This window comes from Paenibacillus sp. FSL P4-0176 (assembly GCF_037975265.1).
Classification (GTDB): domain Bacteria; phylum Bacillota; class Bacilli; order Paenibacillales; family Paenibacillaceae; genus Paenibacillus; species Paenibacillus amylolyticus.
In genome coordinates, this window is sequence record NZ_CP150242.1 from 6,648,897 (window position 1) to 6,674,264 (window position 25,368).

The window sequence follows — 25,368 nt, forward strand, 5'->3', positions numbered from 1 at the left end:
AACTCACGCCGTCTCTTCCACCTGTCCAGGCAGTGCCTTCATGACAGCGGCGGCAGCCAGCTTACCCTGCTGTGCAGCCGAGACAACCATCGCCTCACCCTGGCCCTGACCAAAAATAACATCTCCTGCCGCATAGATCTGAGGGTGTGAGGTACGGTACGTATGCGGCTCGATCTCTACGACACCCCAGTGGTGACGAAGCCCAAACGCTTCGATTAATGGTAATAAACGATGCTGCCCAATCGCCCGGATGACGGTATCACATTCAATCATGAACTCCGATCCCTCCACAGGCACGGGCAACACACGCCCACCACCAGGCGGGGTAATTAGCTCCATTTTCACACATTCCACAGCTTGAACCCGACCATTCTCGTCTCCAATAATACGCTGCGGAATCGTAAACCAGCGGAACTCCACACCCTCCTGCTTAGCAAAAGTATATTCAAACGCATACGCCGTCATCTGGCTTTCCCCGCGCCGATATAACATCTGCACCCGCTCGGCATTAAGACGTACCGAACAGGTTGCTGCATCTACCGCCGTATTGCCCGCGCCAATAACGGCAACCTTCAGACCATTCAATGCGGGCGGAACACCCTGCTTGGTAGACTCCACCAGTTCAATCGCATCATAGACACCTTCCAGTGTCTCCCCTTCAATGCCCAGCATGGGTACTGAACCCATACCACATGCCAGAATCACTGCTTCATGCTGCTCCAGCAACTGCGAAGCAGGAATATCCACACCGATGCGTACCCCATAACGGATCTGTACACCAAGCGCTTCTACCTGCTCCACTTCCCATAGCGCAACCGATTCGGGCAGACGGAAGGACACGATGCCGTACGTATTCAACCCGCCACCTTTGGGTTTGGCCTCGTAGATCGTCACCTCATAACCCGCACGCCCTAGTTCACGTGCCGCCGACAGTCCTGCTGGCCCCGCTCCCACAACAGCAACGGTTCTCCCATTGGCAGGTGCTGCCTGGAATAACGGCTCATTCTTCGCCCGCGCCCAGTCGGTGGCGTAACGCTGCAAGTCACCAATGCGAATCGGCTTCGACGATTCGTTCAGAACACATGCACCTTCACACAATTCCTCTGTAGGACACACGCGTGCGCAACTGGCTCCAACCGGATTCGCATCCATGATGGTGCGGGCCGAACCTTTCAGGTGACCTGTGGATATTTTGCTAATAAAAGAAGGGATATTAATGTCGGTTGGACAGGCTTTGATACAAGGTGCATCGTAACAGTACAGACAGCGGTTTGATTCCTCCATCGCTTCCTTGCCTGTCATGGCGGGTTTCATCTCGGCAAAACGACTCTCCCACCCATAATCGGATAACGTTGTTCCTGAGCTGTTCATCAATGTCATGCACCTCCTGAAGTTTGATCCGCGCAGCTTCCAGCTACTTTTACAGACTAACCAGATGTTCGTACGTTTCCGGCCTGCGATCTCGGTAGAACTGCCACACATTACGTACCTCACGAATCATCTCCGTATCCATCTCGCCAATGACGACCTCATCCTGATTCCGGCTACCTATCGCTACCATTCTGCCTCGCGGGTCGACCAGGTACGACTGTCCATAAAATTCACCCATATTCCATGGCGCTTCCACGCCAACCCGGTTGATGGCCGCTACATAATAGCCGTTAGCTACCGCGTGAGCAGGCTGTTCCAGTTTCCACAGATATTCCGATGTCCCCGCAACCGTAGCGGACGGATTGAACACTATTTCAGCCCCCGCCAACCCGAGCAATCGTGCCCCTTCCGGAAAATGACGATCATAACAGATGTACACACCCACTCTGGCGTAGGCTGTATCAAAAACCGGAAACCCAAGGTTACCTGGTTTGAAATAATACTTTTCCCAGAACCCATTCGTGCCCTCACCTGCTTCCACATGCGGGATATGATGTTTGCGGTATTTGCCCAGATACGTACCATCCGCATCTATAACGGCTGCCGTATTGTAATACGAAGCAATGCCCTCCACCTCGTATACAGGTAAAATAATCACCACCGCAAGCTCCTTTGCCAGCTCCTGAAAACGTCTCGTCGTCGGTCCTTCCGGCACCGGTTCAGCGGATGCATACCATTTGGGATTCTGCTCTGTACAAAAGTACGGCCCATAGAACACTTCCTGCAACCCGATGATCTTGGCCCCTCGTGCAGCAGCTTCACGGACCAGCGTTATGTGTTTCTGAACCGCAGCTTCTTTGTGTACCTCAACGGGAGCCGAACCTTCAATTTCATGAGAAGCCTGGATTAATCCGATGCTGATTTTGCTCATAACGTCACAACGCCTCCTCAGGTAAAATGATTGGTTGGTTCATTCCACTACACATCCTCCGAATGGTGCGATATAACACTTCCGTGCCGAGTCCAATATCCTCCGGGGAGGAATATTCGCTGGGATGATGACTGATGCCGTCTTTGCTGCGGACAAAAATCATGCCATAATCACACACAAGCGAAAGGGCCAACGCATCATGGAACGGACCACTCATCAGTTCTGGCAAAGTAACCCCGATCTCTTCCGCGGATGAACGAATCACCGACATGATTGGCTCTGCACAATACCGCGGCTCACTATTCGTATCCTCTGTCAGCGAGTAGGTTAGACCATATCGGAAACTTACGTCATCCAAAATGTTCATCAATCGGGCTTCAAGCCGGTTCCTGCGCTCCATCTCCATGTCTCGCAAATCAACCGTGAAGCTGACTTCCTCCGGAATGATGTTCCGTGAGTCTGGAAACACCCTCAAACTTCCCACCGTACCTACATTTGGAGCTTCCGGGTCTTCTCTCACCATATCGTCAAAAGCCGCAATGACTTTGGCGCTGCCTACCAAAGCATCATGCCGCATCCCCATCGGAACAGAGCCAGCATGACCCGCCATGCCTTTCATCGTGACCGTAAGCCACAGCGGGCCCGAGATGCCCGTAACCAAACCTACTGGTGCATTCAACGCTTCCAACACCGGCCCCTGCTCAATGTGCAGCTCCAGATAACTGCCTATGGAACCTGGCGGGTAGATCGCTTCTTCAAAATCCGAAGGAGAACAGCCAAAGGCTTCCAGTGCCTCCCGGCGGGTCACTCCATTTTTATCCCGCCGCTCCAGTTCGCCCTCTTCCAACTGACCCGTTATGCCACGTGAACCGAACAGGCCTTTGTTAAAACGGGAACCCTCTTCATCGCAAAAAGCAATCACCTCAATCGGCATAAGGGGCTGAATGCCATTTTCGATCAGGCATTGCACCGCTTCGAGTGCGCCAAGCACACCAATCGCTCCATCATATCGACCGCCGTAGGGCTGAGAGTCGATATGGGAACCAATCATGAGGATCGGCAACGCCTGATCCTCACCTTCCAGACGACCAATCAGATTGCCAAACGGATCAAGTCGTGTCGTCAAACCGACATTTTCCATCCAGAGACGAACCTGTATGATGCCGTCCATATCTTCCGGGGTCAGGGCAAGTCGGCAGACACCCGTCTCCGCGATTCGCCCAATCTGTGACAACTGCTCAATTCGCTCATTCAGCCGATGCTGATTAATGACTTTGCCTGTTGTGGTCTGCATCCTCCCTCGCCTCCTTGCGCTTATTTATCGCGTAATGATTTTGCTTGCTAAATCGTAAACGTCTGTCGTACATGTGTTTTATCCATCCACGCCAACTAACCTGCGTCCAGACTACGTAGTGCAACGAGCAAACTTCCAGCGATCAGATCCAGCTCTTCCTCGGTGGTAACAAACGGCGGAGAGATCGTCAAAATGTTTGCAAACCCCGGCACGGTATCGCCGTTCTTGCCAATCAGAATGCCGTCCCTTTTACAACTGGCGAGTACCTTCATTACTTTATCCGCCTCCGCAGGAGAACCATCAGCTTCAATCAATTCAATGCCACAGGCGAATCCGAATGAACGGATATCCCCCACAATGGACAGCTCGAGCAATGGCTCCAGCTTCTCACGAAGCAGATATCCCAGTTCTTCCGCCCGGCTGACCAGATTCTCTCGTTCCAGAATCTCCAGATTCGCCAGTGCCACCCGGCAGGACACGGGATTCCCGCCAAATGTATTCACATGGCGAAAATGGGCATCCGGGCCGGGTTCCCGGAACGTATCATACAGATCGGCTCGCACCGCCGTTGCTGATAGCGGCGAATACGCACTGGTCATGCCTTTTGCCATCGTCACAATATCTGGCTGTACGCCATAGTTCTGATGACCAAACTTCTGCCCAGATCGGCCAAAACCGCAGATTACCTCATCTACAATGAGCAGCACGCCATAGCGCTGACAGATCTCTTGCACGGTACGCATATAATCCGGTGGGGGTACAATCATGCCGCCCCCTGTGATCACCGGCTCCATAATTACTGCGGCAACCGTCTCAGGACCTTCCCAACGAATCACCTCTTCATAGATGGTTGCACATTCGAGTCCGCATCCATCCTTGTTTCGTCCAAACGGACAGCGGTAACAATACGGTGGTGGAACATGAGAGAAACCTACGCCGAGTGGCTCGTATTTGATCTTGCGTGCGGCTTGCCCAGTGGCGCCCAGCGCTCCTATGGAGTTACCGTGATAGGCACGGTGACGGGAGATGAATTTGTGCCGAGTAGGCTCACCATTCTGATGGTGGTACTGACGGGCTATTTTGAAAGCCACCTCATTCGCATCTGAACCTGAGTTGGAGAAGAATATTCGATACTCCCCCTCCAGCCATTCATTCAGCTTCTCCGCCAGCAAAATCGCTGGTTCATGACTCTGCGTCATCGGTACATAAGCGAGTGCTTTCATCTGTTCGTAGGCACTTCTCGCAATCTCCTCACGGCCATGCCCCACATTCACACACCACAGTCCCGACATCGCATCCAGATAACGCGTACCATCCTGATCGGTGATCCAGCTGCCCTCTCCACTTACCGCAATCATTGGATGATCGTTATGAGGCGAGATGTGATGCCACACGTATTTGCGATCCTTCTCCAGCCATTCTTCCTTCGTACCGCCAAGCGGCTGAGGCTGCTGATCCACAGAACTCATTCGTCATCCTCCTCCACACGCTTATTTCACAGCTTCTTCATAGATACTCTTCTCCAGCGCTTCATCCAAATTTGCGGCTTTTTTGATCAAGCCATAGTTCAGTGCAATATCCGCAGTTCGGGTAAATGACTCATCCACAAAGCTGCCAACTTGCTGCTCCGTAAATCCTTCCGGGCGAATCAGCTTTGCAATCTCTTCCAGCATCGTGACCTGATGTTCACGGGTGGTGCTGCCATCCGTCACATTACTCATCACGATATCCACCGTCTCATCCTGTTGATCAATGGCGTAGTTCCAGCCTTTCAAAATGGCACGGGTCACTTTGACCGCAAGCTCACGGTTGCTGTCTACCCAATCCTTCTTGGCAATCAGCGTATCCTCCAGCATGCCAACACCGGCATCTTCAATGTTGAACACATCCAGATCGGACTCTTTCGTTCCACTTTCCAGTACAACGTGGTATTCGTTATAGATCGTCGCCGTAGCTACATCCACCTGATCGTTGAAAAACTGATCCATCGTGAACCCCTGCTTCACCAGTTCAATGTCTTTCTTTGGATCCAGGCCATTCTTCTCCATGAACGCGAGCACCTGAAACTGCTGACTGCCGAACCAAGTACTGACCTTCTTGCCTTTCATCTGAGCCGGATCAGTAATGCCTAGGGACTTCTTGGCGATCAAGCGATAACTACTCTTCTGCGAGATCTGGGCGAGCGAGACGAGTGGCAGACCGTTATCCCGGCTGACCAGCAGACTGTCTACTCCTGTGATTCCCACATCGGCCGCACCATTGACCACCTGCTGCTCAATCACGATATCCGGACCACCCGGAATAATCTCGGCATCAATGCCTTCATCTGCAAAAAAACCTTTTTCCTTCGCTGCATAAATCCCGGCAAATTGCGCCTGCGGCACCCATTTCAGCTGAATTTTCACTTTGGTTAAGGGTTGATCTGCTTCTCCAGCCCCTCCTGAACTCGCAGCGACAGGCTCAGCCGCCGGCTCGGACTTCGTAGAACATGCGCTCAGCATCGTAACAACCAACAGGACCAATACCAGCAAACCCGGCTTCAACGTTTTGTACATGTACAGAACAACCCCCTGTTTATATACGATTTATCAAGCATCAGTCCGTGTTCAAAAAGTCTGCTTTTCAGTACCGTGGACTTTTTGAACAACCTCAATCACGTATTACGATCTATGGAAGGTTGGTACCCTGATGTATGTTAGTGATCTGTGCGTGCACGATTCCACGGAATGAGTCGTTTTTCTGCTAGGACAACCGCTTCATACAACACAATGCCGAGCGCGGCTGCGATGACAATGCAGGACCAGGCCAAGGGCATGTTTGCCAGTCGAATCTGATCCGAGAGCAAGTACCCCAGCCCCTGGGAGGCGATGAAAAATTCACCCACAATGGCCCCGATAATACTGGTCGACATATTGATCTTCAGACCGGCGAAGAGGGAAGGCAGCGCATGAGGCAGTCTCAACTTCCAAAAAAACTGCATCCTGCTCGCGGCTAGACCACTCAGCAAATCACTGTACTGCGGCTGAATGGAAGTCAGTCCTTTGAACAGGCTGACGGCCATGGCGGCCATCGTAATCACCGTGACTACTGCAATACGCGACCAGATCCCGTCTCCGAACCAATTGTTCATAATCGGGGCAAGGGCCACGATCGGAACAGCATTAAGTGCAGACAGAACCGTAACCGCGGCCCTGCCGCTTGTTGGAAAGAACGATGCACCCGCTGCCGCCAGAGCACCCAACAATGAACCGAGCAAAAAACCTCCCAGCATTTCGGTTCCGCTATACATCGCGTATCGAAAGAGCATATTGGCATTTTCCTGAATGGATGCCGCAATCGCGGAAGGCACAGGCAGTTGGTAGCTTTCCAGCGAGAATATCCAATGAAACAACCTGAGCTGCCAGAGGGTGAGAAACAACATACCCGCACCCCAAGGAAGCATGCTCAGTACAATTGAGCGCCTGCGAACGCTAGTATCCAATCTGGCCTTTTCGGCTTGTCCCTGTTGTCCATGAATTTCTGATCCTGGAGCAGATGTTATCTGTGAACCCGTGAGGGGCGTAGCCGCGCCAGTTACAGTAGCAATAGCCACACCTTCATCACGCTTCCGTTGCAAAACTCTACCTTCACTCATGTGGCATCGCCTCCTTTGGCCCTGAATTCAGGCTGCCAAGGGGTTAGCCAACGTTCAGCCAGACTGATGGCCAGATACGAGATCAGGCCAATGCCAATGCTAAGCATGATGGTGGCCCAGAACATGCCAACTTGGGCATGGCCGTAATATAACGAACTGACCATCAGGACGCCGAGCCCGTCGGGGGCGCCCATCAATTCCACAACGATGGAGGAGGTCACCGCCAGCGGAGCGGCTATTTTCATACCAGAAAATAGTCCCGGCAGTGCTGAGGGTAGCAGACATTTGATATATCGTGCAGTCAGTGAAGCTCCACAGGAACGCATAAGTTCCAGATGCTCTGGTGCTGCACTTTTCAATCCTTTTAATGTATGGATGATGATCGGGAAGAAAGTGACATACGCGGCCATAACAATTCGGGCCCACTCCGCATTGTGGATGATCCCGTACACAATTGGTGCGAGACCAATAACCGGAACCATCTGTGAGGAGACAACATATAGAGATAACGTGCGCTCTAGCCAGACAGCCCCGCTCATGAGTAGAGCCAGACCCAGACCAAGCAACGTTCCCCCTCCAAAACCAATGGCTGCATTGCCAAACGTGACAGCCCCCTGCTCTGCGAGCGTACTCGAGTAACGAAACAAGGCTGCAAGGACTTCGTGCAGATAAGGAAGGCGAGACGCCGCCTGCTGGGGTGACAAGAACAGTTGGAGTATCCAGGCGATTCCTTCCCATAGCACCAATATGGTCATAATCCAGATGACAACCCAGGATCGATATCCCGGTTTAAAGAACCGCAGGGACATGAGATTCATCACGCTCCTCGTAGAAGCAGTTGCGAATGGTTGTAATCATGTGGTAGAAGGCTTCCGTTTCTCTCAGTTCACTATGACGTTCGGAAGGCAGATTGACGGAATGAATGGAATGTACTTGCCCCGGATGTGCCGAGAGCACGATGATCCGGTCGGACAGAAATACGGCTTCGGGGATGCTGTGTGTGACAAAGAGGAAGGTCTTGCCTGTTGAGCGCTTGATCTCAAGCAGCTCCAATTGAAGCTTTTCTTTCGTGAATTCGTCCAAGGCAGAGAAGGGTTCATCCATGAGCAGCAATGGCGGATCAAGCGCAAGTGCACGCGCAATGGATACACGTTGCTGCATCCCTCCACTGAGTTGCCATGGATAATGGTCGGCGAAGCGGGTTAGCCCTACCATTTCTAGCAGCTCACCACTAATGCGGCGGCACTCCTTCCGGCGGGTACCGAGTAGCTCCAAGGGCAATTCCACATTGTGACGAACCGTGCGCCAATCGAACAAGGCTGGTGTCTGGAAGACAATACCGAACTGTCGCTGTAGCCGAGCCCGCTCAGGCTCCTGACCTGCAATGCGAACGGTGCCTGAGGTGGGCTGAAGTAGATCACCCACCAGCCGGAGCAAGGTGGACTTGCCACAGCCGGAAGGGCCAAGCAGCGAGACAAACTCATTGGACTGGATCTGGAATGTAACATCCGACAAGGCAGTGACTTGTTGTGTACCTGTGCCAAAGATAACGGACACATGATCTACATCAATATGGCAGGCTTCGGCGACTGTAGCTGAGGGTGCGGAGGACATGGGCATTCTCCTTTGTGGAAGTTGTTTTCATTACACACCAAGGCTGAATGGGAGGTTTATATACATTAACGTAACAGGTTTTGCTTGTTAGATAATACTATATCGCTTTGGGCGCGGATTACATTATACAGTGTGTTTTGAGTATGGGCCTGTTCATGTTACACAATGTAAAATGAGACGGATTCTCAGATACATACATGTGAGTTTTCTTCGTAGATAGCTAACATTCATTTCACCTAACAACAAGCGCACAATCATTTGTATTTATTGATTAAATATTCGGAAAATATGACATATGCCCTCGTATTCTTGCTCATTTTCTTGTATAAAGATTGAATAGAGAATCCAGAAATCGGGGTGGTCATGATGTTTGATTGGCTGGGATGGAGAAAAGGATTGCCGCTGTGGCGATCGTATCGGTTGAACGCACATATGAAGGAAGATGTGGAACAGATTTTTGAGGGAATTGCCGAAACGAGACGGCAGCTTATGATGGACTGGGCAGATGAACAATGGAATCACCTGGATCGTTTGCTTCAACAGATACAGTCAGTTCAATTACAGGATGTATTACAAGGTTCACAGCAACTAAGCAAACTAGATGTATGGTTTCAATCCAGTTATATTCGAGCCGTAGACAGTACGGAGCTATTCATGCTGAACGAACAGAATCAGGTGGTATTCTCTACATATAAGAAACATATTGGACAGATCTATGAAGATTACGAAGCTTTAATTGGACCAGGATTGAAATACTCCAGAGCAGATTGTCATGGGAAAAAGTGTTTGTATGGCCCATATTCTGATCCACTGACGTTGGATATTGGTCCACGCTCGTCCGCTTTTCACGATGATGTCACCTTGCTGTTTATCTCCCCAATCCTGCAGGAAGGTCGATATGTCGGTTCATTATGCAGCCGTGTTCCCGGGGATGTACTCGGTGACCTGATCCAACGAGAATCAGGTCATATCTATCCCGATTCCGGTGACAATTACCTCTTTATGGCTGAGTCGATATTACGGCCCCATCTGCAACCCGGCACCGCCTTATCCCGAAGTCGATTCGAAGACCGTACCTTTACACATGGGGAAAATCTCAAAGATGGTGTCACCACCGAATGGGGTATCGTTTCCGTCAAGGAGCATACCGAACTGGAACTCATGTTCACTGATCCGTCGACCGGAGAACTACACCCCGGAGTAGCAAACACCATTCAGAATGGTTCCAATCTGTTCGTAGCTTTTCCCGGCTACTCGGATTATCGCCATATTTCTGTGATCGGTAAAGGCATCACCTTCCAGCTGCCATACTGTCCTGATCGCTGGGGCATGATGTGTGAAGGGGATCTGGAGGAAGTGTATCGGATACGAAGCATCGGCTGGCGCCAGTTCAAACAGCACAGTCTCTTCACACTTTTGTCAGGCGTTGCAGGAGCAGCTCTTGTCTATGCCTTCACTGGTAGTGGGTGGAGCGCAGCAGCAATGGCCGCTGTTAATGTGTTATTCGGATTCTTCACTGCATTACAGCTGCATCGTAGCCAATATCAACGAGTTCATGAAGACTTGCGTCGCATCAGCCGATTTATTCGAATTAACGCCGAAGGCAGGGGTGATCTGACCCAGCGCCTAGACACGTCTGCTTTTGCCCAAGACGAATCAGGTGAACTGGCGAAGTGGATCAACAACATGATTGACTCTCTGGAAGGCATTATGCTGAAGGTACAACTTGCCACGGTAGACGTTATGGACAACCAGTATCAGATGCGAACTTCAACAGAGACAACCCAAGGTACGACTGAGCGCGTGAACTACAAGCTTGGTTCGATGATTCAGGCCATTCGTACCCAACTGGAAGATCTTGACCAGGCCAAGATCGCTGCTGATCATATGCGCATAACGCTGCAACAACTGGAGACCTCTGCTACCGAACAGATCAGCGTGGCCCAGCAGGAAGTGGAACGAATCGGCGACAAAATGACCCAAATCTCAGGAGCGGTGTCCGATACCAACCGTACCATCCTGTCCTTCATGGATACCATGAAAGAGATTTACCGTGCACTGGCTGTCATTGATGAAATTTCAGCTCAGACCAACCTGCTGGCTCTGAATGCCACCATTGAAGCTGCACGCGTGGGCGAACATGGCCAAGGCTTCTCGGTCGTGGCAGGGGAAATCCGCAAGCTAGCCGAGTTATCCCGCTCTTCAACTGAAAATATTCATCAGATTCTGGACCGAATCTCAACGGCAGCAGGAGCTGCATCTCAATTGATCACAGAGGGTGATCAGGTACTGGCTGAAGGAACAACACTGGTTCAGGCCGCTTCGCAACTTCTGCAAAACGCTACCGCTGAAGAACCTGAGCGCACACAAGTTGTGGATCAAGTGGTCATGCTGATGGAGAATATTGCTGCAATCAGCCATCAAAATCGGGCGACTTCTGCTGAGGTAGAAGCAGAGATGATGGAGCTGATCCGTGATATGTTGCAGGTTCAGCATTCTTCGCATAATGTGGAAGCCATTACGGTCTTTCTGCAACAACTCGTGGGACAATTCCATCTGAATCACCCCGCCAAAAATGCTGTCATCTGACGTCATCGTTGACGCGGATTGGAGAAATAGCTAAAATTTGATGCAACTGTTCCTTTTGAAATTGTCGTATCATTTATAATAGAAGATTTCCAATCTGAACCGATGAAAGGGTGGTCTGCATGGAACTGCTTCAGGATTCATTTGGCCGGATACATGACTACATCCGTATTTCTGTTACGGACCGCTGTAATTTACGCTGTGTGTATTGCATGCCCGCAGAGGGTATGGAGTTTGCTCCGCATGATGAGATTATGAGCTACGAAGAAATAGCACAGGTGCTGAAGGTACTTGCCCCGATGGGCATGCGCAAAGTCCGACTCACCGGGGGCGAACCGCTGGTACGCAAGGATCTGCATAAGCTCGTCAGCATGATCTCGGCAATTGACGGGATTGACGATATTGCCCTGACTACCAACGCTCTTCTGCTGGACAAACAAGCTCAGGCGTTGAAAGATGCTGGGTTGAACCGGATTAACATCAGTCTGGATTCCCTGCGCGCTGATCGCTTCTCCATGATTACCCGCGGCGGAGATGTGAACAAGGTGCTGAAAGGCATTGAAGCTGCAACTGCCGCTGGCCTTGCTCCGATCAAGCTGAATGTTGTGCTGATGAAGGGTATCAACGATGATGAGATCAAGGATTTTATTGCAATGACGATTGATCAACCTCTTCATGTGCGTTTTATTGAATATATGCCGATTGGACAGGCTTCGGATTCATGGCGCAAATCTTATTTGCCGCTGGAAGCCGTGACAGATGTATGTGCTGAATCAGGCTGGACGGTAGAAAATACAACAGGCCCTGCGGGCAATGGCCCATCACGTAATATGAAAATTGCGGGCTCCGAAGGCACATTTGGATTGATTCATCCCGTGAGCGATCACTTCTGTGACAATTGCAACCGACTTCGGCTGACCGCTGACGGACATATCAAAGCCTGCCTCTACTGGTCCGATGAGTATAATGTTCGCCGCTTCGTGGATGATCCGGACGCTATGGCGGCGCTTTTCCTCAAAGCGCTGGGTACGAAACCAAAGAATCATGAGATGGCTCTGGCTTTGGAACAAAAAATGCAATCTCATACACCGACGGTACGCCGCATGTCCCAGATTGGCGGATAGCAACCTTACGTAATATAACTCAACCGCGTATTCCTGCGCACAGATACTATCTGTACCCGTCAGGATGAAATTCGCATACAACGGAGTGAGGTAACGCTGATGGGGTGAACCCTTACGTAACTCAGCATGGATCACGGGAAATAGAGCATTGCACAGAATAAGTGGATAGCAAAGCAGACGAGAACTTGATTGTTCTCGCCTGCTTTTTTGTTATGTTTTCATAAATTCCTGAAAATCATCAATTCTCCTGTTTCATTTGTTGAAAATTTAATTAATATACCTTATTGCCCTTGTTGGGTCTTCAAGATTCCGATAATTCTGACGATGTATATACTTACATCTAGATGATATGCACACATACACTATAGGAGCTGAACCTTATTGAACATTGTTGAAGCACTCGTTGCAGCGAGTCCATATTTTAAAATTATGCTCAAAGAACACGATATCATGATTGCGGTAACCGATACCGAGAAGTTCTGGTATTATGTTCCCAGCAACGAACTCGATCTGGGCATCAAGGCAGGAGACCCCGTTTCCCTCGATGACCCTACACTCCGCCGGGCACTTATACATGGGGAAACTTCAGCGAACCGAATTGATGCAAAATTCTATGGCACATCAATCAACTCGGCGGCCACCCCGCTTCGGGATGAGCAAGGAAATATCGCGGGTACACTTGCCATTGGTTTCTCTCTTCAGAATGAGGAAAAACTGGAGTACTTCACTGAATTGATCGGGGGGATCAGCGGAAAATTAACAGATATGGTGCAGACGGTAGCCGCCCAATCCGAGCAATTGACGGCCTCTTCGACGCAAATTTTGGATAATACCCGCATGGCTGTGCAGAACTCAGGTGAAGTGAACAAGGTCGCCGCATTCATCCGTGAAATCTCAGAACAAACCAATCTACTGGGCCTGAATGCGGCTATCGAAGCAGCCCGAGCAGGCGAAGCAGGCGCCGGATTCAGCGTTGTTGCATCTGAAGTGCGTAAACTTTCTACGGGCACCAAAGAAGCTACGGTGAATATCGAACGTTCCTTGAAGGATGTTCAGCATTCCATTCAGCAGATGGAGCAAGAGATCACATCCATCTCGCAGTCTAGCAGCCAACAGGCTGTGATGGTAACCGAGTTCAGCGAGGTCATTGATCAGTTGAACAGTGTAAGCCGTGATCTGAAAGTGTTTATTGAATCCATGCTGCTAAAGGCAGAATAGATCCGATTACGATGATCTTAACTCAAATGACTAACCATATATAAGAGACGCTACACCAAAGCGTTATCGAGCACTACATGTTCCAACTCAATAACTAGATCAGCAGGTTATGCTGATCACCAAATTCAGCACTCATATTGAACTCCCTGCGCGATTAACGTCACGGGGAGTTTTTTTATTTTAAACAAGACGAGCCACATCACGGTCCTGCTAGGAATAGATGAGCTTCCACAGCATCATACACGCCAGCCCAACCATGACCACAACGGACAATCGATTGAACACCAGACTGATGCGTCCAGTTCGATCCGTTCTCCCAATCACCCTGCCTGCGCCTGCAAGTCCCAAGAACCATATCCAAGATACTACCGCGGCTGTCAGGGCAAAATAGATGCGCTCCACCCCTTCATACTGAAGTGAACTGGTGCCAATCACGGCAACCGTGTCCAGCAGAGCATGGGGATTGAGTAAAGATACCGATGCGGCAAACGCAATCTGTCGCCCCGCTGACATTACCGTCCCCGAACCTTCCACAGATTCGGATGACCTCCAGATACTCCAAGCCGTATACAGCAAAAACAAGCTTCCTGCGCCATACAACACATTCGCCAGCAATGGCCAATGCAGCAAAATGAGCGATACTCCTCCAACGGCTGCCCCGATCAACAGCGTATCACTGACCCCTGCCGTTATTACAGCAGGCAGTGCATGTATATAACGCCTCTGGCTCATGCCCTGGTTAAAAATAAATACATTCTGCACACCCAGTGGCAAGATCAGGCCAAACGCCAGAACCACTGCATGAATAACAACCTCCATCGTTCTTCCCCCTTATCTCTGTACTCCATAGTAGGGCAGATGATGGCTGACGTAACCAACCACTTGGATGGCATCAGACCCAACCAAATGATATAGTTTTGATTACTAAGTGTCATTTCAGAAGTTATCTATATAAAAAATAAAAATTTACACGTAAACGGAGAGGGCAGAAATAACCTGAAGAAGCGAAGCTAAAAGCTTTCTGAAAGAAAGCTGCATCGGAAGCATACAACTCGCCTTTATCCCCAGATTTTCACCTTTGTAAAAGCGAATTTAAAAAATCTGGGGATAACAGCGATCGGAAGGTTGTTCTGCCATCGAAGTACCAAGTGTAAATTCAAACGGAGGTAGTTCTGCTGTTATGGAACGTTCTGATTCTCGGCTAAGCATGGGGTGGAAGCCGAACCCTTCTCTCGACTTGCCCTTATATCGCCAGATTGAAGCCTATATCCGGCAGAAAATCACAACGGGCGAATGGTCCGCAGGATATCGTCTCCCCTCACAGCGATTATGGGCTAAGTCCATGGGCGTAAACCGCAGTACATTGGTCACCGCCCTGGATAATCTGGCCGCCGCGGGTCTACTTGAAGGCAGACATGGCGGGGGAACCTATATTTCCGGCTCCGGTTGGCATGGTATGGCTCACGAAGCGATGCCCAACTGGAATGAAGCCATTGAGGAGGGCTGGTATTATCCCAACCTGCCCGAGATCCAGCAGATTAATCAGGCTGAATTCCGACCTGGCATCATACGTCTTGGTACAGGGGAGCTTTCCCCGGAACTGATGCCTCAGGATGCTTTCAACGACATTCTGTACTCCCTGTCCCATCGTTCTCGTACACTCAACTATCTGGAACCTCAAGGAAGCTTGGAGCTTCGTGAGGCTTTATCCGTCCATTTGCAGACTACCGGCATTCAAGCCTCTCCAGATTCCATACTAATCGTATCGGGCTCTCTTCAGGCACTGCATTTGATTTCGGTCGGACTGCTCCCTCGCGGATCAGCGGTTCTGCTGGAAAAACCGTCGTATCTCTATTCGATTCACGCCTTTCAGTCAGCAGGGTTGAAAATGAGTGGTATCCCGATGGATAACGAAGGCGTACACATTGCACGTCTGGAGGACGCGGCGCAGCATGTCAAAGATCAAGACCACATCTCGCTTCTCTATACGATCCCGAGCTTCCATAATCCCACCGGCTCTGTGATGGGTGATCACCGCCGGGAAGAACTGATGACCACCGCTCGAACACTAGGCATCTCCATACTGGAGGATGCCGCCTACAGTGATCTGTGGTTGGATAAACCTCCTCCGTCATCGCTGAAGGCGCGTGACCAGGAGGGACGGGTGCTGCATATGGGCACCCTGTCAAAGGCAGTCAGTCCTGGACTGCGCCTCGGATGGCTGGTTGGGCCAGAGCCGGTCATTCGTCGTCTCGCAGATATCAAGATGCAGACCGATTATGGTACCAGTTCACTCGCCCAAGAAGCTGCTGCCCTGTGGTTCGCAGAAGGACATCACGCTGGACATATGGAACGCCTTCGTCCTGAACTTCGCAAACGCAGAGACTTCATGCTGGAGCTGCTTCAACGTCACTTCCATGGGATTGCGGAGTGGGAAATACCCGCTGGCGGGTTTTACATCTGGCTGCAATTCACTGTCTCTCCGCTCTCTATCCGCCAATTGTTCCATACCTGTCTGGAGCAAAATGTACTTATCCACCCGGGTTATCTGTATGACCGGTTAGATGCGAGTCATATTCGGCTGTCTTACGCTTATGCTTCCCCCGATGAGATGGAGCGTGGACTACAATGCCTGGCAGAGGCTGTCCACAGGCTTATGGATTCTGGCTCCTGACTTCGACGAATGCTTTTTCCTGATTTCACAATCAAAAAAAACAGCCTTGACCTTGAAGGACCACGTCCTTCAGATCAAGGCTATTTGCGTAAGTTTCGAAAGTTTGGCCGAATAACAGAACGGGCAAACACCAGATGCGCTGCGGGATACCTTTGAATGTTTTACCCTTTTACCGCACCCTCCGCAATGCCCTCCATGATGAACTTCTGGAAGAAAGCATAGATCAGAATAACCGGAATCGCAGTCAGTACCAGGGAGGACAGAATCAATGGCCATTCCTTATTATATTCACCAAACAGCATGTTTGTGGACAGAATCAGCGTATAACGATTCACATCGGTCAGCATGAGCAGTGGCAACAAGAAGTCATTCCAGATCCACAGGAAGTCCAGAATCGCGATGGTGACTGTGATCGGTAACAATAGCGGGAAGATAATCTGGAAGAATGTCTGGAACTCATTACATCCGTCCATCTGAGCTGATTCTTCCAATTCACGCGGAATGGACTTCACAAACCCGTGATAGAGGAAGATTGCCATGTTCACGCCAAGTCCGATATAGATCAGGGCCAATCCGTACGTGCTTCCCTGTACACCCATGCCTTTGGCTACCCGTGTCAGCGGAATCATGATCGAGTGGAACGGTACCAGCATGGACGCAACAAACAGGAAGAAGATCAGGTTGCTCAAACGGCCTGAGGTACGTGACAGCTTGTATCCCGCAAGTGAGGCACAGAAGACAATTCCCCCGATCCCCAGAAAGGATACAATTGCCGAGTTCATGGAACTGCCCAACAGATTGATTTTGTTAAAGGCGTCCGAATAATTCTCCCAGTGCAACGTTGTTGGCAGCGCGAGAAAAGATTGGAACATCTCACCCTGTGTTTTGAAAGAGTTCACCACCGCCATGTAGATCGGCAGCATGGCGACGAGAGAGCCCAGAATCAGCAGCACTCGAATCAGATAACTGTTCAGTCGTTGCATCCTCATGCTTCCACCTCTTTCTTCTTCATGACGGTGATCTGGATGAGTGTAAAGATGAGTACGATGATGAACAGCACAACCGATTTGGCACTCGCATAGCCATATCTGAAGTTGTTGGAGAATGCTTCTTCATAGATGTTCATCGTGATCACCTGCGTGGCCCGGCCCGGTCCACCACCAGTCAGTCCATACACCACTTCGAACACTTTGAATGCTCCGTTCAGCGTCAGGAAGAAACAGATGGTCACGGCATGAGTAATCATTGGCAACACCACATTGCGCAGTACCTGGAATGCGTTGGCCCCATCAATAACAGCCGCTTCTTTGAGACTTTTCGGCACACCCTGGAGAGCAGCCAGATAGATGATCATCATATACCCTACACCGTTCCAGAGCGATACGATCAGAATGGAGTAAAATGAAAACTTCGGATCACCCAACCATTGCTGGTCGAGGAACGAAAAAGCCAGTTTCTCTGCGAGCTGTGGCAGCACCTGAGAGAAGATGAAGGTCCACATGAAAGCACTGATGATTGTACTGATCATGTTAGGCATGAAGAACAACGTCCGGAAAAGCCCTTTGCTGCGCGTTCGTGACTCAATCAACACAGCGAGCAGCAAGGCAATTCCATTTTGCAGAATCAGCATAAATATTACATATTTCATCGTGAACCACAGAGAGTTCAGAAAGTCAGGATCTTCTTTGAACAATTCCACAAAATTGCCCAGACCGATAAAGCTGTAATCCTGATTGAGTCCGTTCCAATCCGTCAGACTATAGAACATACCACTAAACGTGGGATACAGCAGGAAAATCGCATAGATGACAAAGGCAGGCGCAGTGAACGCGAGCAGTGACAGATACTTCTTGAACACATTCGTAGCCATTGGTTCTCCCCCTTTTCACTCAAAGCGGATGATTGTAAACGAGGGAACAAAGAACGTTCTGCCTGCCGTATCATCTGCTTGAAGACTCTGACGAAACAAAGTACCGCTCATTTGTTGACAAAACTCTCAGACCGTTGAGATTTGCCAACAAAAGCGGATACTCCATTCCTCACAGCTCCTTACTTGTTGACTTTGTTGTAGGATTTCCACGCCTTGTCGAGCGCATCGATAACCTGCTGTTGATTTAATTGCCCAGAGTAGTAGCCTTGCAACGCTTTGCCTGACTCGTCTTTCACCGCTTGAGGGAGGGATGGGTCCTCATAAGCTTTACCTTCACTCACATATTTCTGTGCATCGTCTACCCACGGGAAGCTCTTGAAGTCATGGATCTTGGCAATCGGATTGAATTTGAGCGCTTCGAAGAATGCACTTGAATCCTTGTCATCGAGAATGTAGTTCACGAAATCGAGTGCCACTTCTTTGTTTTTGCTAGATGACGATACTGCCAGTGAAGTGGAGGTGCTCAGATTGATTTTGGTATCATCCGGATTATCATTGATCGGCATTGGTGCTACACCAAAGTTCAAGTCCGGGTTGGACTTCAGAATGGTTTCGGCAAACCATGGTCCCTGAATCCACATCGCGGCGCTTCCTGATGCGAAGGCTGCTGAACCATCATCTCCGCCCACTTCCAGCGCTTTGTCCGTTCCATTGGCATTGACGAGATCAAAGATATCAAACAATGCTTTCATATCGGAGAAGGAGCCCTGATCCTGATTCATCTTCTCCACGAAATCTTTGTGCTCAGATTGAGTTAATGCACCCACAGTAAGTGGCAGGAATAATTGCGGAATCCAGGCTTCTTTGTAAGACAGTTCAAACGGTGTAATGTTGGCTGCTTTGAGTTTCTCCACGACCGCTTTCATTTCTGTTAACGTCGTTGGCACTTCCAGCCCTTGCTCTTCAAAAATATCTTTATTGTACAGATAGCCCCATGATACTGTTTCCAATGGAATAGCTACGATTTTACCCTCCGCATCCGTTATGGAGGGTTTAACCGAATCCAGCAGCTTATCGACAAAAGGTTGGCCCGACAGGTCTTCCAGATATCCAGCTTTGCTGAACGGTGGAATCTCATTGACCGCATGCAAGGCGAACACATCCGGTGCATCATTGGAGGCGAGTCGTGTCTTCAGAATCTGAGGTGCATTATCCGCAGGCGGCATCTCCAGTTGCACGTTCACTTCAATGTTTTTCTCTGCTTTCTCCTTAGCTTTGAACTGTTCTATATATTTGTCGTAGTGTTCTTTCAGCCGAGGTTGTGCAACGAATACTTTGAGTGATACCGTGCTGCCTGATGCCGATTCCTCCTGCCCATTGTCCGTTCCTGCATTGGAACCGCAACCTGCGAGCAGAACACTGACCAGTAACGCACTTGCTACGCTTTTCCATACTTTCATCTCTTATGACCTCCCGGTGTGTAACTGGTTTGTCTTTCATAGGCTCATTATATATCAGAAAATGAAAGCGCTTCATTGGACAAAATTAGACTTGTGTATTGGATTATTTTAAACCTTAATCCTGCCGCAAATGCTCTCTCGAACGACTCATTCCGTACTACTGCTTGAATTGCCTGACATACGAGGTTGTCCCTTCCGCATCTCTCCCGGTGAAACTCCAAAATGCTTCTTAAACACTCGATAGAAGTAAGACACATCCTCATAACCCGCCATCTCGGCAATATGCTTGAACGGAATCTGTTCATCCATCACCCATTCTTTCGCTCTCGTCATACGTAACTGGACAACATAATCGGTCACATTCACCTCATACTCTTTCTTGAATACCTTACTGAGATATTCCTTGCTGACAAAAAAGATCTGGGCGAGCTGCTCCAGCGTAATCATCTCCATACAGTGTTGCTCAATGTATTGCTTCACCTCGTCCAGGTTCAGCTTATTCTTGAACTTACGCTGCGCAATCAGCTGCTCCAAAGCCTGATAGTACGGAGTCGAAATCCATGTGATCGTGGATTCGATGGAAGCCAGCGCAGACGCAGGAGGTAGCGCCGTTGCTTCGGGCCGCTCGTACAAGCCATTGGAGACGCACAGTTCGTCCAGCAAAGCCTGTAATTCATGAGCCACCCTTCCAAGCTGCCGAGGTCTGTTAATCTCGCATCGTTCCAGCTTCTGCTGTAATTGCTGGAACCACTCACGCAGACTCTGACCGTTTAGGTCATTAAACCGCAAGCGAGCCTGCTGCTGAAACAGGGAGAACTCACCTGCGAACGAAGATGGGTACGATTCCCATGATTCAGGTGCTGATTTAACCTTTTCCAATTCCTTTGCACATTTAGCAAGTACACCATTCAGTTCATCCGGATTCACCGGTTTGAGCAGATAATCTGCAGCCCGATGCCGGATCGCATGTTTTGCATAATTGAAGTCATCATATCCGCTCACCACGATCACCTTGATCTGTGGGTATTGTCCGCTAAGCGTCTGCAACAGCTCCACACCGTCTGTGCCGGGCATGCGCATGTCCGTAATGATAATGTGAGGCTGATGCTGCTTGACCAGTTGAATGGCCTGCTCGCCATCCTCTGCCTCACCTGCAACGGTCATGCCAAGTTCATTCCAATCTCCTAGGTTACGCAAAATATCCCGGTTCCACGGTTCATCATCCACCAACAGCACTCTGTACAGTTCCTTGTTCACAAGGCTTCGCCTCCTGTATTGCAGGGGATTCGTACCGTAACGCTTGTCCCCTGTCCGTATTCACTTTCTATGCTCATCCCATATTCAGGTCCAAAATGCATTACCATTCGTGAGGCCGCATTGACCAGTCCAATACTTGTACCTGAACTCCACACCCGATCAGCCTGCCGGGTAATCCGCTCCAGTCTGGACTGCATCTCCGTTAGTTTCTCAGCATCCATACCCACGCCGTTATCACAAATTCGAATGGTTACATCTGAAGGTTCACAGACGACCTCAATGCCCAGCTTCCATTCGCCCTGTTTCTTCTCCAGACCATGCAAAAATGCATTCTCCACAATGGGTTGCAAAGACAACTTGGGGATATAACACGCCCGAAGTTCTCCGGTAATCTCCAGTGTATATTCAAGCCTGCCGGCAAAACGTTGCTTCTGAATCAGCATATAATGCTCCAACTGATCGAGTTCAGACTGCAGGGGCACCAGTCCATCCGGCGCTCGCACAATATAACGAAACATCTCGCTTAAGGCTCGAATGACTTTGTAACTGTCTGCCGGTTTTTGCGAGTAGACCATGCCGCCAATCATCTGCAGTGTATTTTGTAGGAAATGCGGATGGATCTGTGATTGCAGTGCTTTGAGCTCGGCCGTCTGCTTCTCCAGATTCATTAGATAGTTGTCGCGAATATGTTCCCGGATACGACTAGCCATGCCGTGCAGATTTTTCTCCAGCAGACCAATCTCATCTACCCGGCCACTTCGCACCACTTCCCTGTCCTTGATCAGTTGAATACCCTTCATGGAATTCGCCAGTCTGACAATGGGTTTCGATGTACGCCAGGCTACGAGCGCAGCTAGTCCCACAGATATGACAGTGGCCAGGCCACCCACAACCAGTCCGTATTTCATCGTGTCCAAAGCACTTTCGTTAACGACATGGGCAGGTACAATCTTGACCACACGCAGTCCTGACGGCTCGATGGAGTGAAAGAATACGTATTCCTTGGCTGTCCGGATGAAGCCCGAACTTTCTTTTGTGCCTGCCAATTTCTCCAGTGCTTCCGCAGACGGCTGAATCTCTTGGTTTGGCTGATAGACCGGACTGCCCGTGCTGTCAGCAATGTATACCCCATAGTCACCCCGGCTATCCAGCAGCTCCAGCGTCTGATTGAACTCAGCCCACTTGACCTCCAGACTGATGGCACCGATCTGTGCCTGATCCTCGAAGCGGTTCATGCTGCGGGTCATGTGAAACTTTTGCGGATCGTCCGGATCATTGATAATCGTAAAATCTTTATGTTGTGCAAAAAGCTCATGATACCCTTCCGGTATTTCCGATACCGCTTTGATGCGAGAATCCATGGAGTTGAAGGTGAACAGGGTGTCCAATTCCTTCAGATAGAGTTCAACACCAAATACATAATTGCCAGCAGAATAGTATACACTGTTCAGCATATTGAACATGGCCTTCTGTTCATCGAACCGACTGGCTGCAGGCGCTTCTTCGTTCAACGCCAGATATTGATGCAATTCGTCACTGATCTGAATCGAATAGATAATATTGTTCATGCGGGCGAACTGTTCACCCAGATAGATGGAGGCCCAGTTCATATTGGCTCGGTTGGTCTCCATAATCTCCTCTTCCATGGAAGAGCGGGTATTCTCAGCTGCCATAGCGGTCATGGCAATGACGGGCACAACGGCCAGCAGCGTCATGGTAAGAATCAACTTATTGCGAATGCTGCGTTTGAAAGGATCTATCAGCTTCCGATAACATTCGGTAAACACAGCGCATCCACTCCTGAGCTAAAATAGACAAACGCCCCAGCATGGAAGCTGAGGGCGCTTTGGTCTTTATATTCGTTTGGAAATGTTAAAATATCACGTTATACAATAGAATGAATGGTTACACGAGATCACTACGTGGTCAGAACAACCCTCTGATCGCTGTTATCACCGGATTTTTTTGATTCCCTTTTCTAAGGGGAAAATCCGTTGATAAAGGCGAGGTATATGCTTCCGATGCAGCTTTCTTTCAGAAAGCTTTTAGCTCCGCTTCGTTATGTTATTTCTGTCATCTCCGTTTTTGTGTAAATTTATAGTTCAACATCCATTGCCTACTCTATTATTTCCTATTATTGTTCGATAATCCGTATGCCCCATGGCTCCAGTTCGATCTTCTCTCCTGCAGCAATCGGGATTCCTGCCAGAAGTTCAGTCCCTTCTCCATAAGCATTCACGAAAGATGTTGCCTCATCCGCATAATTGAAATAGTAGCGAATCGTGTTCCCCTGATCGTTCACACCTGTCTTCACAATGATAGGAAAAGCCAGCTCCTGATCCGCTCCCCAGACGCCCGCTTCCTTCATGACACGTTCCAACACCTTACGGATCACCGCAGAACTGGTGTAACAGCCGACATAGGTGGCTTTGCCTTTTCCATAGGCATTCTGGGTAATTGCCGCATATTCACCCCAATGTGGATGATCATACCAAGCGAGTACTTCAGCCGTTGTCGGCGTAATCAGTTCCATCCAGGTGAGAACCTGGTTCTGCTCCTCACCAACCTTGAATGGATCATCGCGCAGCGAAACATGTTTTGGCTCTACAAAAAGGTTATAGCTGATCCCGCATGCCTCACTAATCAGGCCGGGCTGGCGGGTAGAGCGTACCTTGATATGGTCATTTGCAAATCCACTTTTGAACGAGTAGACGATATGTCCGCCATGCTCTACGAATTGATTCAATTTTTCCAGCAATGCATCCGAAGCAGCATACAGAGCAGGTACAACGAGCACATCATATTCCGCATAACTCTCAACCGATGGATCGATCAGGTCACAGCCAATGTTCATCTTGTACAATTCATCGTACATCCAGCGCACCACGTCATTGTAGTTCTTGTCACTGGTGAAGTTAAACCCAAACCACTTGATGGAAGTCAGGGCCTCATTGCTGAACAGCACGGCCACCCGATTCTTTTTCTTCAGATTCACAAGCTTAGGACTGAGTCGGGCAAAATCCCTACCAATGGTCTTTGCTTCGTTGTACACCGGATTCGGTTCGAAATCATGACTGAGCAATCCTTTCCAATACGTCTCAAAGGAATTGTGCAACGAATGCCAGTGCCAGTAAGCGACCATGTTCGCCCCTGATGCCAGATGACTGAATGCCTGCAAACGCAGCTGTCCCGGATAGGGAACCCAATGCCAGAACGCCTGCGCTTCGGTCTCCAGTACCAGATAATTCGATTGTTTGGTGGAACGCGCCACATCGCCGCCGAATGAAATCTCAATGCCCGTCAGATCATCCTGGGAAGGATGGTAGATGTCCACACTGGTGATGTCAAAAGGTTTCGATGCGGCAAAATGATCCACATCCCCTTGAATGCCGTACGAATACCCACGCCAATCAAAGTCAAAATTCTGGGTAACAAACTGTCCTTCCTGTTTGTATTCATTCACGATCCCCACTTGCCAAGCCAAAAAGTTGGTTACCAGCTGCCGCTGGAACTTGGCAAATTCAGCGCCAAGACTACCGTTGATCGTTCCTACAACAGACGGGAAGTCTTCCCAGCTATTGATTCGATTGCTCCAGTAGTCGAGGCCAAATTCCTTGTTGAGTTCATCCAGAGAACTGAACTTGTTCCGCATGTATTTGACGAATTGCAGTTGTACATTATCTCCGGCCGTATTGTAATGCTTCGTCTCGTTATCTGTCTGATAACCGATGACCGCTGGATGTGTGCTTACCCGAGAGATCAGCTTGCGGATGATCCGTTCAGCATAGAATAGATAGGTTGGGTGTGTAATATCCATGATCTGTCTTGCGCCGTATTTGCCAGGTCCCTGTGAGGTGGTAGCCAGCACGTCCGGATGTTCCTTGACCATCCATGTAGGAACAGCATACGTTGGTGTGCCAACGATAACCTGAATCCCTGCCTCATTCATGGCATTGAGCACACGGTCTACGGAAGAGAAGTCAAATACGCCATTCTGTGGTTCATGGGTACTCCAGGTTGATTCTGCAATACGGACCACGTTGATCCCTGCATCCTTCATCATCTGAATGTCTTTGTCCAATCTTTCGTAAGGCATATATTCATCATAGTAAGCTACGCCATATAATAATTTGTCCATGATTTAATCTCCTTTTTGGGTGGAAAATATAATGATCTTGACGTGTGCAAGAGTTGACATATTCCAATCCATAATGGTAGCGTTTACATTAATGTCGGTTGAAGAACTTGGATTGTTCAGCAACCACTTGAAAAGCTGATGTATTCCATGGATTATCCCTGCTTGCGTTAAACTGATTATAATGAAGTATACTACGG

General features: G+C 49.5%; 19 protein-coding genes. 4 read left to right on the forward strand and 15 right to left on the reverse strand.

The window, feature by feature from the left end; all coding sequences use genetic code 11:
- Positions 1–3: 3 nt before the first annotated feature.
- The 8 genes from MKY95_RS30455 to MKY95_RS30490 all read right to left on the reverse strand — a co-directional run bounded on the left by MKY95_RS30455 (position 4) and on the right by MKY95_RS30490 (position 8,844).
- Entirely contained in the window at positions 4–1,371 is a 1,368-nt protein-coding gene (locus MKY95_RS30455) for an NAD(P)-dependent oxidoreductase (RefSeq protein ID WP_339200075.1), read from the reverse strand.
- 49 nt (positions 1,372–1,420) lie between these two features.
- A complete protein-coding gene (locus MKY95_RS30460; RefSeq protein WP_339195871.1) occupies positions 1,421–2,302 on the reverse strand; it encodes a nitrilase-related carbon-nitrogen hydrolase in 882 nt (293 codons plus the stop codon).
- Positions 2,303–2,306: 4 nt separating this feature from the next.
- On the reverse strand, positions 2,307–3,596 hold the full coding sequence (locus MKY95_RS30465; protein ID WP_339195873.1) for a M20 family metallo-hydrolase: 1,290 nt from the start codon (positions 3,594–3,596) through the stop codon (positions 2,307–2,309).
- A 95-nt stretch (positions 3,597–3,691) separates the two neighbouring features.
- Positions 3,692–5,065: an aspartate aminotransferase family protein gene (locus MKY95_RS30470; RefSeq protein ID WP_339195875.1), complete on the reverse strand. Its 1,374-nt coding sequence runs from the start codon at positions 5,063–5,065 to the stop codon at positions 3,692–3,694.
- Positions 5,066–5,086: 21 nt separating this feature from the next.
- Entirely contained in the window at positions 5,087–6,151 is a 1,065-nt protein-coding gene (locus tag MKY95_RS30475; protein ID WP_338707188.1) for an ABC transporter substrate-binding protein, read from the reverse strand.
- Between the two features lie 140 nt (positions 6,152–6,291).
- Positions 6,292–7,230 (reverse strand): ABC transporter permease, encoded by a 939-nt coding sequence (locus MKY95_RS30480; protein WP_338707189.1) that lies wholly within the window; start codon positions 7,228–7,230, stop codon positions 6,292–6,294.
- Positions 7,227–8,048: an ABC transporter permease subunit gene (locus MKY95_RS30485; RefSeq protein ID WP_339195878.1), complete on the reverse strand. Its 822-nt coding sequence runs from the start codon at positions 8,046–8,048 to the stop codon at positions 7,227–7,229. Before MKY95_RS30485 ends, MKY95_RS30480 begins: the two co-directional genes overlap by 4 nt.
- Positions 8,020–8,844 (reverse strand): ABC transporter ATP-binding protein, encoded by an 825-nt coding sequence (locus MKY95_RS30490; protein WP_339195880.1) that lies wholly within the window; start codon positions 8,842–8,844, stop codon positions 8,020–8,022. The genes MKY95_RS30485 and MKY95_RS30490 overlap by 29 nt, the downstream gene beginning before the upstream one ends.
- 363 nt (positions 8,845–9,207) lie before the next feature.
- On the opposite strand from MKY95_RS30490, the gene MKY95_RS30495 reads away from it, so the two are divergent.
- The 3 genes from MKY95_RS30495 (at position 9,208) to MKY95_RS30505 (ending at position 13,772) form a co-directional block, all read left to right on the forward strand.
- Positions 9,208–11,433, forward strand: coding sequence for a methyl-accepting chemotaxis protein (locus tag MKY95_RS30495; RefSeq protein ID WP_339195883.1), 2,226 nt, complete (start codon positions 9,208–9,210; stop codon positions 11,431–11,433).
- A 119-nt stretch (positions 11,434–11,552) separates the two neighbouring features.
- Complete coding sequence (gene moaA, locus MKY95_RS30500) at positions 11,553–12,554, forward strand: GTP 3',8-cyclase MoaA (RefSeq protein ID WP_338707193.1); 1,002 nt, start codon at positions 11,553–11,555, stop codon at positions 12,552–12,554.
- A 381-nt stretch (positions 12,555–12,935) separates the two neighbouring features.
- On the forward strand, positions 12,936–13,772 hold the full coding sequence (locus MKY95_RS30505; protein ID WP_339195885.1) for a methyl-accepting chemotaxis protein: 837 nt from the start codon (positions 12,936–12,938) through the stop codon (positions 13,770–13,772).
- Between the two features lie 210 nt (positions 13,773–13,982).
- Here the strand turns inward: MKY95_RS30505 and MKY95_RS30510 are convergent, their stop codons facing one another.
- On the reverse strand, positions 13,983–14,591 hold the full coding sequence (locus MKY95_RS30510; protein ID WP_339195887.1) for a LysE family transporter: 609 nt from the start codon (positions 14,589–14,591) through the stop codon (positions 13,983–13,985).
- Between the two features lie 361 nt (positions 14,592–14,952).
- On the opposite strand from MKY95_RS30510, the gene MKY95_RS30515 reads away from it, so the two are divergent.
- Entirely contained in the window at positions 14,953–16,446 is a 1,494-nt protein-coding gene (locus tag MKY95_RS30515; protein ID WP_339195889.1) for a PLP-dependent aminotransferase family protein, read from the forward strand.
- Positions 16,447–16,607: 161 nt separating this feature from the next.
- Here the strand turns inward: MKY95_RS30515 and MKY95_RS30520 are convergent, their stop codons facing one another.
- From MKY95_RS30520 to MKY95_RS30545, 6 genes are all read right to left on the reverse strand, one after another.
- Complete coding sequence (locus tag MKY95_RS30520) at positions 16,608–17,435, reverse strand: carbohydrate ABC transporter permease (RefSeq protein ID WP_036612676.1); 828 nt, start codon at positions 17,433–17,435, stop codon at positions 16,608–16,610.
- Positions 17,432–18,316 carry a sugar ABC transporter permease gene (locus MKY95_RS30525; protein WP_047840741.1) on the reverse strand — a complete coding sequence of 295 codons (885 nt, stop codon included), beginning with the start codon at positions 18,314–18,316 and terminating at the stop codon, positions 17,432–17,434. Before MKY95_RS30525 ends, MKY95_RS30520 begins: the two co-directional genes overlap by 4 nt.
- A gap of 179 nt (positions 18,317–18,495) precedes the next feature.
- Complete coding sequence (locus MKY95_RS30530) at positions 18,496–19,776, reverse strand: extracellular solute-binding protein (RefSeq protein WP_076319255.1); 1,281 nt, start codon at positions 19,774–19,776, stop codon at positions 18,496–18,498.
- A gap of 147 nt (positions 19,777–19,923) precedes the next feature.
- Positions 19,924–21,033 carry a response regulator gene (locus MKY95_RS30535; RefSeq protein ID WP_245838288.1) on the reverse strand — a complete coding sequence of 370 codons (1,110 nt, stop codon included), beginning with the start codon at positions 21,031–21,033 and terminating at the stop codon, positions 19,924–19,926.
- A complete protein-coding gene (locus MKY95_RS30540) occupies positions 21,030–22,820 on the reverse strand; it encodes a sensor histidine kinase (protein ID WP_076319256.1) in 1,791 nt (596 codons plus the stop codon). The genes MKY95_RS30535 and MKY95_RS30540 overlap by 4 nt, the downstream gene beginning before the upstream one ends.
- Positions 22,821–23,167: 347 nt before the next feature.
- Positions 23,168–25,171 (reverse strand): beta-galactosidase, encoded by a 2,004-nt coding sequence (locus tag MKY95_RS30545; protein ID WP_076319257.1) that lies wholly within the window; start codon positions 25,169–25,171, stop codon positions 23,168–23,170.
- Positions 25,172–25,368 lie beyond the last annotated feature (197 nt).